Raw genomic sequence first — 13,101 nt, 5'->3', positions numbered from 1 at the left:
CACCCCAACCCTCTCCCTGAGGGAGAGGGGGCCGTACGGTGGTGTTGCGGCTATCGACGATCCGCTTTTAGCTCCCTCTCCCCCAGGGAGAGGGCTGGGGTGAGGGGACCACCCACCACCGCTCCCAAACCCTCCACCGAGGACCCAAACCCCCACCCCCAATCCCCCCAATCCCCCGATAACCCCCAGCTATCACCAAATGCCCATAAGTGATTAGCTGGATATCACTCCCCTCGCTACAGTCTCCCCATCGAGCCCGCTCGAGCCCAATCACAAGAAGCCTTCAACGGCATGTACAACGGCGTCCGCTCGGCGCCTGAAAGGAGCTACAACAATGAAAATAACAGCGATCCGTACCCGTGTATTCGAATGGAAAGGCAAGGTCGTGCCGCCCCAGGCGCACTTCTGCACCAACGCCAGCGATATCCTGTTCGAGCGCGGCGATGCCATGGGCTCGTTCCGCTTTCACGGCTGGCTGGTGGTGGAAGTGGAAACCGACACCGGCCTGGTGGGCATCGGCAACTGTGCCCTGGCGCCGCGGGTGGCCAAGGAAATCATCGACACGTACCTGGCCCCCATCGCCATCGGCGAAGACCCCTTCGACAACGAATACATCTGGCAGAAAATGTACCGCCAGAGCCACGCCTGGGGCCGCAAGGGCATTGGCATGGCGGCGATCTCGGCCATCGACATCGCGGTCTGGGACATCATGGGCAAGGCAGTGGGCAAGCCGGTGTTCAAGCTGCTAGGCGGGCGCACCAAGGACAAGATCTGGACCTACGCCTCCAAACTTTACGCCAATGACAACCTCGACCTGTTCCTGGAAGAAGCCCAGGGCTACCTGTCCCAAGGCTTCACGGCGCTGAAGATGCGTTTCGGCTACGGTCCCAAGGACGGCCCGGCGGGCATGCGCCGCAACATCGAACAGGTGCGTGCCCTGCGAGAACTGGCCGGCCCCGACGTCGACATCATGCTCGAATGCTACATGGGCTGGACCCTGGAATACGCCCGCCGCATGTTGCCCAAGCTGGCCGAGTTCGAACCGCGCTGGTTGGAAGAGCCGGTGATCGCCGATGACATCGAAGGCTATATCGAGCTGAAGAAGATGGGCATCATGCCGATCTCCGGCGGTGAGCACGAATTCACCTCCTACGGCTTCAAGGACCTGCTCGAGCGGCGCGCGGTGGACGTTATCCAGTACGACACCAACCGCGTCGGTGGCATCACCGCGGCCCGCAAGATCAACGCCATGGCCGAGGCCTGGTCGGTGCCGGTCATCCCGCATGCCGGGCAGATGCACAACTACCACCTGACCATGTCCACCACCGCGTCGCCCATGGCCGAATTCTTTCCGGTGTTCGACGTAGAGGTCGGCAACGAGCTGTTCTACTACGTGTTCAAAGGCGAGCCGGCACCGGTCAATGGCTATATCCAACTGGATGACGACAAACCCGGCCTGGGCCTGGAAATCAGCGACGAGTACCTCAGCGAATTCAACATCATCGAGTAAGCGAGGCTGTGCACATGCGCTTGATACAGTTCGAAAACGAAGCGGGGCAGCGTCAGGTCGGTGTGGTCGAAGGCGAACACGTGCAGGTGGTCAACGACATCGCCAGCACCCGCGAGCTGGCCCTGGCGGCGATTCGCCAGGGCCGCTCCCTGGCCGCCGAAGTGGCGGCCCGAGGCACCCAGGCCGGACCTGGGTACGCCGCGCTGTTGGCCAGCGCCAGGCTGCTGCCACCGCTGGATCATGAAGACCCGGCACACTGCCTGGTCAGTGGTACCGGACTGACCCATCTGGGCAGCGCCGCCACCCGCGACAAGATGCATCAGCAGACCGAGCAGGGCGAAGCCGCCATGACCGACACCCTGCGCATCTTCAAATGGGGTCTGGAAGGCGGCAAGCCGGCAGCCGGTCAGGTGGGTGCCCAGCCGGAGTGGTTCTACAAAGGCGATGGCAGCATTGTCGTGCGCCCGGGTCAGGCGTTCCCGGTGCCGCCGTTCGCCGAAGATGCCGGGGAAGAACCCGAGCTTACCGGGCTCTACGTGATCGGCGACGATGGCCAGCCGTATCGGCTGGGCTATGCCTTGGGCAACGAGTTCTCTGACCACGTTACCGAGCGCAAGAACTACCTCTACCTGGCCCACTCCAAGCTGCGCTTCTGTGCCTATGGACCGGAGCTGCGCGTCGGCGCATTGCCCCCTCACCTGGTGGGTACCAGCCGCATTCGTCGTGACGGCGAAGTGATCTGGGAGAAAGAGTTTCTGTCGGGCGAGGACAACATGTGCCACAGCCTGGAGAACCTCGAATATCACCACTTCAAGTACGCCCAGTTCCTGCGTCCGGGTGATGTGCACGTGCATTATTTCGGTACGGCTACCTTGTCGTTCGCCGACGGCATCCAGACCCGCCCCGGCGATCGCTTCGAGATCGCCAGCGAGGCATTCGGTGCACCGCTGATCAACCCGATCGGCGAAGGCGTCGCGCCTGTTGCACCAGGCGCGGTCAAGGCGCTCTAAACGCGACAGGCCTGTCCTGCTCACCTCCGGCCCGGTGCCCTGCAGGGTACCGGGCTGCTTCATTGCCGGTAGCCATGGGAGCGGCGTGATGATCGCCGGCTCAGGTTCCCGAACATCTACTCGCCTTCTGTGTCTGAACGATGGACGCACGTCGCTTGAATTCCGGCGGTCGTCCCGTCACCATCCAGGCATCAGGCCATCAGCTCAGCCATAGCCTCCCCGAAACCCGCTGTGCAACGCGAGTCGATCCATCCATGAGCCGTCCAGATGAACGTTCCGGCAGCGAGTCCCTGCCTCTACAATTGCGTGGCTACGACGCCGCCCAGCGCCTGCAGCTGGCGTTGGATGCCGGGGTCATCATCGGTACCTGGTTATGGGATGTGGCCGCCGACCATGTCAGTGGCGACGAGCGTTTTGCACGTTCCTTCGGGCTGTCGGCCAAGGTCTGTGCCCAGGGCCTGCCGCTGGAGCAGGTCACCGCCTGCATTCACCCCGAGGACCGCAGTCGCGTCCAGGCGGCGATCTTCGAGGCGCTGGGCCGTGGGGGCCCGTACCGGTGCGAATACCGGGTATTGCAGAGCGATGGCATCTACCGCTGGATCGAAGCCAGCGGCCACGTCGAGTTCGATGAGCAAGGTCGCCCCTGTACCTTCCCCGGCGTGCTGCTGGACATCGAAACGCGGCGCAATGCCGAGGCCGAGCGCGACCGCATCACCAGCTTGCTGCGCAGCTTTACCTCGGCGGTCCCGGGCGTGGTGTACGCCAAGGACCGCGAAGGCCGCATGCTGGTGGCCAACCATGGCGCCACCGAGCTGATCGGCAAGCCGCCGGAGCAGTACATCGGTTGCACCGACCTGGACTTTCTCGAAGACAAGGTTCAGGCCCGAGTCATCATGGAAAACGACCGGCGCATCATGGAAGGACGCCAGACCGTGGAAATCGAAGAACAGGTGCGCCTGTCCGATGGCACGGCAGCGACCTGGCTGTCACTCAAGGCGCCGCTGCTCAACGAGGCGGGCGAGGTGGTGGGCTTGATCGGCTCCTCCATCGATGTGACCGCCCGCAAGCGAGCCGAGGCCGCCGTGCAGGAGCTTAACCAGACCCTGGAAGAGCGCGTACGCATTGCCATCGCCGAGCGCGAAGATGCCGAGGCGGCGTTGCGTCAGGCCCAGAAGATGGAGGCGGTCGGGCAGCTGACCGGTGGGATTGCCCACGACTTCAACAACTTGCTGGCAGGCATCTCCGGAAGCCTGGAGCTGATGAGGATGCGCCTGGCACAGGGTCGCCTGGAGGACATGGGGCGTTACCTGATTGTCGCCCAGGGCGCGGTCAAGCGCGCGGCGTCCCTGACCCATCGGCTGCTGGCCTTTTCGCGGCGGCAGAACCTGGCACCGTTGCCCACCAACGTCAACGAACTGATCCAGGGGCTGGAGGAACTGGTGCGCCGCTCCGTGGGCGCGACGATCGACCTGCAGGTGCAAGGTACTGCCAACCCTTGGACGGTATTGATAGATGGCGCACAGCTGGAGAACGCGGTGCTCAACCTGTGCATCAACGCCCGCGATGCGATGCCGCAGGGAGGCCGCATCCTGATCGAGACGGCGAACGAGCATCTCGATGGCAGCGATGACCTGGATAACGCCATCGGCGCTGGCGAGTATCTGGCGATCCATGTCAGTGACACCGGCACCGGCATGACCGAGGAAGTCATGGCCAAGGCGTTCGAACCCTTCTTCACGACCAAACCGGTGGGCTCCGGGACCGGGCTCGGCTTGTCGATGATCTACGGCTTCGCACGGCAATCCGGTGGGCGGGTGCAGCTGCGTTCCCAGGTGGGGCAGGGGACGACGGTGAGTGTTTATCTGCCGCGGCATGAGTGATCAGGTTGGGGGTTTGGGGGGGATGGTCCCCTCACCCCAAATCCCAACCTTTCCACCGCCCCCCAAATCCCAACCCTTCCACCACCCACCCAAGAATCACCCCCCACGCTCCCCCCCCACCCGATCCGCAATCTCATTCCACAAATGCATCGCCGCATACGCCCGCCAAGGGCGCCAACGCTCGCTGCGCACCGCCTGGTGGCCCGGTTTCAGCAGTTCAGGATGCTCCCGGGTAATCGCCTGCATCAGCACTAGGTCGCTGGCTGGCCATGCATCGGCGTCGCGCCAGGCGCGCATGGCGGTGTACTCCACGGTCCAGGGACCAATGCCGGGCAGCGCCAGCAGGCCCTTGCGCAACGCATCCAGGTGGGCCCGATCCTCGCCCACTGCATCGATCACCACGCGATCCTCGGCCACCGCCCGGGCAAACCCCTGCAGGGCGGCGACACGCTTGGTGGGCATGCCGATGGCATCGAGATTGGCCGCTGCCAAGGCGGCGGGCGTAGGGAACTGCCAGCCCGCCAGGGGGTGGCTGGGGCCGACCACCGGCAGGCCGGCGCGCTGCACCAGGCGCCCGGTGATGGTGGTCGCCGCCTTCACGCTGACCTGCTGGCCGACGATGGTACGCACCACCAGCTCGAAGCCTGACCACGCCCCCGGGATACGCAAGCCCGGCGCCTGTTCCACCAGGCGGCTGAGCCAGAGGTCCTGGCTGAAAGCCTGAGCAATCGCCGCGGGGTCGGTGTGCAGGTCGAACAGACGCAGCAGTTTCGGTACAAGGGCTGCCAGATGCCGGCTGGCCTCACCCTCGATGCGGGCGATGAGACAGGGTCGTTGCAGGTCCAGGCGTACGCTGAGCAAGCCACTGTCGCCCAGCCACTCGATGGTCCTGAAGTAGATGCCGTTCTCCACGGCCTCCACCCCGGCGCTGGAGCGGCCGCCAAAGAAACGCAGCATGCGCTGCCAGTCGAAGGGCGGCTGGAAGTACAGTTCGATCTCGTCGGTTGCGGTGACGGCAATGACTTTCATGGTGAGGATTCGCACGTCCAGAGAGTGGCAGGGCAGTGCCGACACTATACGCCAGACAATCGACGGAGCCGGTGGGACGATCCGGTTGTCTACCCCTCACACACTTTTTATCGCGGAGTCCGCCAGCGCCCATGAGTCATCCTCGCATCGGCTTTGCCTGCCAATATCGCCATCCCATTCGCAGCTTGTCACTGGCCGCACTCAAGGTCATCGAAGGCGGCCTCAACCCGCGCACCACCACCTTGCGCTGGATGAACGGAGTGTCGCCGCAACAGGCGCGGGACAAGCTGCTGGAAGTGGTGACCCATAACCTGGATGCCCAACTGCGCCTGCTGGCGTATGTCGCCGAGCTCCCGCCGACGCTGCGCATGCTGCGTCTGAGCAGTGATCTGTTGCCTTTTTATAGCCACCCCCAGGTGGCTGCGTTCTATCACGACCCTGACATGCAGCGCTGGCTGGGCGAACGCTTCACGGCCATCGGCGCGCTGGCCCGCAACGCCGACATCCGCTTGTCGCTGCACCCCGGGCAGTATTGCGTGCTGGGATCGGACAAGCCGGAGGTGGTGGAGAACAGTATTGCCGAGTTCGAGTACCACGCCGACATGATTCGCATGATGGGCTACGGCGTGCGCTTCCAGGATTTCAAATGCAATGTCCATATTGCCGGACGCCTGGGCGCCGAGGGTATTCGTGCAATCTGGCCGCGCTTGTCGACCGAGGCACGGCATTGCATCACCTTCGAAAACGAAGAGAAGACCTACGGCGTCGACGATTGCCTCGGGCTGGCCGATCTGGCCCCGGTGGTGCTGGATATTCACCATTGCTGGATCAACGAGAACGACTATATCGACCCTTTTGGCGCCCGGGTCGAACGTATTCTCGACAGCTGGCGCGGCGTGCGCCCGGCCATGCATTATTCCCAGCCACAGGAGCGCTTGCAGGAGCTAGGTTTCAGCGCCGAGCAGAAACTGGAGATGGCGGCGCTGCTGGAAGTGATGCCCAAGCGCGACCTGTACGGCCACAGCGAACGCATGTGGAACCGCTGGACCAACACCTACGCACTGCAATTTCTGCCGCGGTTCGACATCATGTTCGAGGCCAAGCACAAAAATCTCGCGGCGCTGGATTTCTACCAGGAATACATCGCGGCAGCGGCCGGGAGCCCGGCATGAAGGTGGGCGTGATCTCCGATACCCACGGACTGCTGCGTCCCGAGGCGTTGGCGGCGTTGCAGGGGTGCGAGCGCATCATTCACGCGGGTGACATCGGCAAGGCGCAGATTCTCGAAGCATTGGCGTGCATTGCGCCAGTGTCGGTGGTACGCGGCAACAACGACCTGAATGCGCCGTGGGCGCAGTCCATCCCCGATCACCTGGAGTTCGAGATCGAAGGCTGGCGCGGCCTGCTGGTGCACGATATGGCGGACGTTCCCAGAGACCTCGATCCCGGTATCCGCCTGGTGATCACCGGGCATTCGCACAAGCCGGTGATCGAGTGGCGCGATGAACGGTTGTATCTGAACCCTGGCAGTGCGGGGCCGCGGCGCTTCAAGTTGTCGATCACGTTGGTGATGATGGATATCGGCCCTGAGGGGGTTGAGACTGAGCTGGTGGTGTTGGTCTAGGTCGAGATCTTCGCTGAATGGTCCCCTCACCCCAGCCCTCTCCCTTAGGGAGAGGGAGCTAAAAGCGGACCGTCGATAGCCGCAACACCACCGTACGGCTCCCTCTCCGTCAGGGAGAGGGAGCTAAAAGCGGATCGTGGATAGCCGCAACACCACCGTACGGCTCCCTCTCCCTCAGGGAGAGGGCTGGGGTGAGGGGACCATTCACCGAAGATCCCAAACCTTCCCCAACCAACCCAACCCTTTCTGTGTCCCACCTGACACTTTGCAACATCCCCGGCTGACACCCGCAAAACGTTCATGGGATTGTTGGACAATACGGCGGGGCCGCTCTCGCTCCGCCTCCCACCAGGGAGTCCCCCATGAGCCTCGCAGCCGCGCGTTCCACTGATGGTAAAACCACCGACGGCGCCGCCGACGGATTGGAAACCAGGTTCTCCGCCATTCTCGAACTGTCCCGCAAGGCCGTCGACGACGCGCCCAAAGACAACCCCGACACCCTCGATCCCCAGGCCTACGAAAATGCCCTCAATGCCTTGGCGGTGAGCCTGACGGGCAGCGTCAATGTGGACAAGCGCACGGTGGTCGGTGTCAGCGGCAGCCAGCAGCATGGCGACCTGTTCAAGACCCTGGTGCAGCACAAGCTCAAGCAACAAGCCCAGGACGGCAAACAGGTCAGCGTTGAGAAAGCCCGCGACGATGCGATCAAGGACCTGCGTGCGCGTTCCGAACACGCGGTCAGTGGCGACAAGGGTGGCGGCAAGAAGATCGATGTGCTCGACGGTTACTGGGACAAACAAAGTGGCAAGAGCGACGCCGGCGGCCTCGCCAACAGCGCGTTCCAGAGCTACTGGGCCGAACGCAAGCCGAGCACCGACAACCCCAATTACGACGACAACCTCAATGCCTTGGCCAGCTCCCTGGTGGGCAGCGTCAACGTCGAGAGTCGCACGTTGGCCCTGAGCCTGAACAACAATCAGGAGCTGGCCCAGCTGTATCAGAACCTCATCACCGAGAAGCTCAAGGCCCAGGGCTCGCCCACCAACCTGGACGAAGCCATGCAAGAGGTCGAGCAGGAACTGTTCGACCGCATCGGCAGTGCCGCGGCCAACAGCGATGTGGATCAAGGCGATATCGTCGACGTGATCGAGGGCTATTGGGACAAGCATGCCGGCAAGGATGATGCCGACGGCCTGGCCCGCCAGGCCTATGAAGAATTCAAGACCAGCACACCGCCGCCGGCGCCCCAGGTGTCGGAAGTGCACACCCGCATCGACTACGATGACACGCTCAATCAGGTGGCCGCGAACATGGCTGCCGGTGCCGACCTGGACAGTCGCACGGTCACCCCTTTCACCGACAAGAGCATTCGCGACGACTACGCCAGCCTGATCTACGCCAAGCTGGAAGGGCAGCGCGAGCGAGGCGAGCACCCCAACCTCGACGCTGCCTACGACGAGGTCAAGAACGACCTGTTCGAGCGCCTGCCCAATGCCTTGCGCGACGACGCCAAGGCCGACGACAAGATGGAGTTGTTCGACAATTATTGGGGCAAGCATTCGGGCAAATCCGACGCCGGCGATGTCGCTCGCGAGGCCTACGCCACCTTCATCGGCGACAACACGGTGCTCGACAACCCCAATTACGAAGACAACCTTAATGCCCTGGCACTGGCCCTGGGCGGCGGCACGCTGGACGACACGCGGACCCTGTCGGGGTTGCAGGACCCGACCCTGAAGGCGCTGTACCAGAACCTGATCAACGACAAGCTGGAACACAAAGTGTCGCTCGACGACGCCATTGCCCAGGTCAAGGATGAGTTGTTCGCCCGCCTTGGATCGGCCTTGAGCGGCGATGCAATCAAGGACGAGAAAGTCGGTATCGTCGAAAACTACTGGAGTAAGCACGGCGGCGAAATGGACGCCAACAAGGCTGCCGAAAATGCCTACGCGCAGTACGTGGAAGCCGGCGAGCCGGTGGCCGAGGGTGGCCTGGACAACGACGACAAGAAAGAGCTGCTGACACCCTCGGCCACCGACATCATGAATGCCGAAACGTCGGGGGGCAAAACCGTCAACGAGCTGTACATGGAAAAGCTCGAGGCCGCCTACAAGGATGAGCCCGAAGGTTCCGACAAGGAAAAATTCCTGGCCCTGCTCAAGGCGCAGAACGCACTGAGCGGCGGCTTCGGTTTCCTGCCTTACTACTACGACACTGGCTATGACCAGTTGGTGTATGCCGATGCGCCAGCGGGGCTCACGGCCGAAGAGTGGAAGGGGCTGGTCAACGAGGACAAATTGCAGGAAGAGCTGACCAAGCTGGCCGGCAACGACGAGATCACCGCCGACACCCAGAAATACCTGCAGGAGGCCGTGGGCGAGGTCAAGGACAAGCAGGGCCTCGAAGACCGCATCGTTGCCACCATGACGTCGCCGACCTATCAGGATGAGCTGCAGAAGGCCGATCTGGCCGCCGAGAACGGCGCCATGATCCGCTTCAACGGTGACCTCAATTCGCTCAACCTGCTCAACCCGGAGAAGGCCCGCGAGGTGCAGCAGAACCTGCAGATGAACTCCACCGTGGAAAAGCTCAACGACCTGGTGGAGAGCGACACCGGCCTGAGCGAGGACAGTCTGAATACCGCCATCGACGACGTCGTGTACACCACGGTGCGGGCGTCGGTGCTGGGCTCCTATTTCGGCGAGGCGGCTGGCGGTTTGACCAGTGCCTACGATGACTTCATGAGCGGCAAGAAGCTGGAGGACATTCGCAAGGAAGGCGGCACTGTCCTGACCCAGGACGAGATGGACAAGCTCAAGGCGGCCAAGTCGGCGCGCGATGTGATGTCCGAGATGATGAAGGATTCTTTGAAGAGCACCATCACCGTGTCGGTGACCGATACCGACAGAGGTTGGCTCAAGGCGCTCGGCGACTTCCAGAACAGTGACCTGGACGCCAAGCTCAAGGACGCCATGGACAAGGCCAACGTGCTGCCTACCGAGAAGGGCAAAGTGGGCGAGATGATCAAGGGTCTGGCCAAGGATGGCGTGTTCGGCACCGCCGGCGCCTTGGCCAGTATCGTTGCCGCGACCATGACCCTGACCCAGGCCGGCGGCAACGCCGCAGCCACCCCGGAAGAACGCATGACCTCGGCGTTCTATCTGCTGTTTGCAGTGTCGTCGGCGCCCACCGCGGTCAGTGCGATCGGTGATCCGCTGGCCAGGCTGCTGGGCAAGCCTGGGGTGACCCAGGCCCTGGGCCTGGACATGAACGGCTCCGACGTGTTCAAGGGTAAACTGATTCCCGACCCCGAGGCCCCCAAGGTCAACAACCCCAACGTGTCCAATCTGTACAAGGACATCAATGCCCGCATTCAGACGCCGACCGGCAGCCAGGTGCTCGAGGCCTTCAACAAGATGTCCTCGGGCGAGCAGTCGGCGGTCAGCAAAACCGTGGAGAAGATGGCCAAGTCCATGGGCACCGCCTACGCCAACCTCAGCTTGTCGGACAAGGTCAAGCTGTTTGGTCCCGGCCTCAAACTGGTGGCCAACGCGTCCTATCTGGGTGGCAGCCTGTTGGGCGTCTACATGGGCGCCGACGCCATTGCCAAGTTCGACAGCAACACCACGGACCTGGAGAAAACCCAGGGCGCGCTGAGCCTGACCGCTGGATTGGCGTGGACCGGGGCATCGTTTGCAGGTGCCGCTTCATGGCTGGGGATAGGCTCTGCCGCAGCCGCCTCCACGGCGGGCACGGCGCTCGGCGCGATCGGCATCGTGCTGTCGGTGATCGGCCTGGGTATTGCTTCGGCGATCCAGTACGACAAGCAAAAGAAAGCGGCCGATGAGGTGCGCGACCAGCTCAGCTACCTGAGTGACCTGGGGGTGATGGAAGAGGATTGGGGCGACAAGTTCAACTACCTGGCCGGAGTCGAATACAAGTACGTATCGGACGACGATCCAGAGCTGACGGATGAGTGGTACGAGTACTACTTCCCAGAGGACATGCCGGCATGGGAGGCGCAGCCGGAGCAGTACGCGGAGTTTACCGAGAAGGGCGGCGAGACAGCCGAGAGCTGGTGGAGCACCGAGGATCTGGTGGGGCATGGCGAGCAGCCGGAAGGGCCCAAGTATGAGCCTCAGCCAATGAAGCCGAGCGATTATCGGGGGTGATCTGGGATGTGCGGTGAATGGTCCCCTCACCCCAGCCCTCTCCCTGAGGGAGAGGGAGCCGTACGGTGGGGTTGCGGCTGGCGCGTACTGCTTTCAGCCCCCTCTCCCTGAGGGAGAGGGGGCCGTACGGTGGGGTTGCGGCTGGCGCGTACTGCTTTCAGCCCCCTCTCCCTGAGGGAGCGGGAGCCGTACGCAGGGGTGCGGCTGACGCGTACTGCTTTTAGCCCCCTCTCCCTGAGGGGCGGGAGCCGTACGATGGGGTTGCGGCTGGCGCGTACTGCTTTTAGCTCCCTCTCCCTCAGGGAGAGGGCTGGGGTGAGGGGACCATTCACCGCAAATCCCCATAACCCCCACTGATACCCGCCCACCCTCAAACCAATTGGCCCAACTCCCCATCCTTTGCCATGCTGCCCGCTCCTCACTCTGGAGCCACCCATGTCCGACGCCAACCTGGCCACCGTGCTGGTCCTGATCTCCGCCTTCATGCACGCCAGCTGGAATGCCGTGGTCAAATCCAGCAGCGACCGGCTGTCCTCGATGGCCATGGTGGACGCGGTCGCTTTCATCCTCGCAGTGCTCATCGTGCCCTTCGTCGCCTTTCCCACGCCCGCCATGTGGGGCCTGATCGCGCTGTCCGTGCTGGTCAACCTGTTCTACCGTTACTTCCTGATCCGCGCCTATCATTTCGGCGACTTTGGCCAGGTGTATCCGCTGGTCCGTGGCCTGCCACCCTTGTTGGTGGTGGTATTCGCCGCCCTCTGGCTGGGCGACGCGCTGCCACCGCTGGGCGTTGTCGGTGTGATCGTACTGTCGCTGGGCGTGCTCAGTCTGTTGCACCTGCGCGGCGACTGGCGCGCCCCCGGCAACGCCCTCGCGGCTGGGGTCTGCGTGGCGCTGTACACGGTGATCGATGCCCAGGGCGTGCGCAGCGGGCAGGGGGTGCTGTCGTATCTGGCCTATTTCACCCTGGTGCTGAGCATACCGATTCCCGCCTTTGCCGCTTGGCGTCGAGGTGGCGCATTGACGGCCCATATCCGCAGCCAATGGAAACTCTCGCTGTTCGGCGGCTTGACCTACTGCGCGGCCTACGGGCTGGTGCTGTGGGCCATGACGTTCGATAACGTGGCCAAGGTGGCGGCCCTGCGCGAGAGCAGCGTGATCATCGGTGCGGTAGTCGCCACGGTGCTGTTCAAAGAGCCGTTCGGGCGTCGCCGGGTAATGGCCGCTGTGCTCGTGGCCGCCGGCATCGTGTTGATCAAGGGTGGCAGCTGAGGTGGGCTATGCACGTTGCGCGTGCATCACGCGCCAGATGCCGACGCCGGACACCGCCGTGCCTACCCACATCAGCCAGGACAGCGGCTCATCGAACATGCACCACGCCCACAGCAAGGTCACGCCCGGGCTCAGGTAGAGAACGCTCGCGACCCGGGTGGGATTGGAACGGCTCAGGCACAGCCAGTACAGGCCATAGCCACCCAGGCTCGAGAGCAGGGCCGTCCACAGGACGCTGATCGCAAAGCCTGCAGTGGGCACCGGCCAAAGGTTACCCTGCCAGCCTACGACGGCGCCAAACACCACGCTGCTCACACAGGCCTGCAACCACAGTGTTCCCAGCAATCCCGGCGAGCCTGCGCCGCTCGAATGTTTCTGCCACAACGTCGCCACTGCCAGCGACAGCATGCCCAACAGCGGCAGCCCATAGGCCCAGAGCGGTGCCTTGCCCAAGGACAATCCGGAGTAGGTCACCAGCACCACGCCGCCGAGTCCAATGGCCAAGCCGAACCATACCCCCCGGCTCAGCCGCTGACCCATCAGTGCCGCCAGCACGGCGGTGCCGATGGGCAACAAGTCCGCGAACAGCGCCGCGAGCCCTGCC

At 63.3% G+C, this 13,101-nt stretch carries 8 protein-coding genes and 1 pseudogene; 7 read left to right on the top strand and 2 right to left on the bottom strand.

Translation table 11 applies throughout. From position 1 onward, the window contains the following. Positions 1-334 precede the first annotated feature (334 nt). From B3397_RS15670 to B3397_RS15660, 3 genes and pseudogenes are all read left to right on the top strand, one after another. Complete coding sequence (locus tag B3397_RS15670; RefSeq protein ID WP_296251725.1) at positions 335-1,510, top strand: L-rhamnonate dehydratase; 1,176 nt, start codon at positions 335-337, stop codon at positions 1,508-1,510. 14 nt (positions 1,511-1,524) lie between these two features. Then, positions 1,525-2,520, top strand: a complete 996-nt coding sequence (gene araD1, locus B3397_RS15665; RefSeq protein WP_296251723.1) for an AraD1 family protein — start codon at positions 1,525-1,527, stop codon at positions 2,518-2,520. Positions 2,521-2,774: 254 nt separating this feature from the next. After that, a pseudogene (locus B3397_RS15660) lies at positions 2,775-4,394 on the top strand (PAS domain-containing protein); the annotation flags it as partial. A 102-nt stretch (positions 4,395-4,496) separates the two neighbouring features. On the opposite strand, the gene B3397_RS15655 reads toward B3397_RS15660, so the two are convergent. Further along, complete coding sequence (locus B3397_RS15655; RefSeq protein ID WP_296251721.1) at positions 4,497-5,429, bottom strand: DNA-3-methyladenine glycosylase family protein; 933 nt, start codon at positions 5,427-5,429, stop codon at positions 4,497-4,499. Positions 5,430-5,560: 131 nt separating this feature from the next. Here B3397_RS15655 and B3397_RS15650 point away from each other — a divergent pair, with 131 nt between their 5' ends. The 4 genes from B3397_RS15650 to B3397_RS15635 all read left to right on the top strand — a co-directional run bounded on the left by B3397_RS15650 (position 5,561) and on the right by B3397_RS15635 (position 12,497). Further along, complete coding sequence (locus tag B3397_RS15650) at positions 5,561-6,601, top strand: UV damage endonuclease UvsE (RefSeq protein WP_296251719.1); 1,041 nt, start codon at positions 5,561-5,563, stop codon at positions 6,599-6,601. Continuing rightward, complete coding sequence (locus B3397_RS15645) at positions 6,598-7,053, top strand: metallophosphoesterase family protein (protein WP_296251717.1); 456 nt, start codon at positions 6,598-6,600, stop codon at positions 7,051-7,053. Before B3397_RS15650 ends, B3397_RS15645 begins: the two co-directional genes overlap by 4 nt. A 362-nt stretch (positions 7,054-7,415) precedes the next feature. Beyond that, positions 7,416-11,225 carry a hypothetical protein gene (locus B3397_RS15640; protein WP_296251716.1) on the top strand — a complete coding sequence of 1,270 codons (3,810 nt, stop codon included), beginning with the start codon at positions 7,416-7,418 and terminating at the stop codon, positions 11,223-11,225. 435 nt (positions 11,226-11,660) lie between these two features. Continuing rightward, the gene (locus B3397_RS15635; protein ID WP_296251714.1) at positions 11,661-12,497 is read left to right on the top strand and encodes an EamA family transporter; all 837 of its coding nucleotides are present in this window, start codon (positions 11,661-11,663) and stop codon (positions 12,495-12,497) included. 6 nt (positions 12,498-12,503) lie between these two features. Here B3397_RS15635 and B3397_RS15630 read toward each other — a convergent pair. Continuing rightward, the coding region (locus tag B3397_RS15630) for a DMT family transporter (RefSeq protein WP_296251712.1) at positions 12,504-13,101 on the bottom strand (598 nt) is incomplete at its 5' end.

It is taken from the genome of Pseudomonas sp. UBA4194 (assembly GCF_002379585.1).
Classification (GTDB): Bacteria; Pseudomonadota; Gammaproteobacteria; order Pseudomonadales; family Pseudomonadaceae; genus Aquipseudomonas.
The sequence above is the reverse complement of the archived record's forward strand: the minus strand, read 5'-3'. Positions and strand labels throughout refer to the sequence as shown.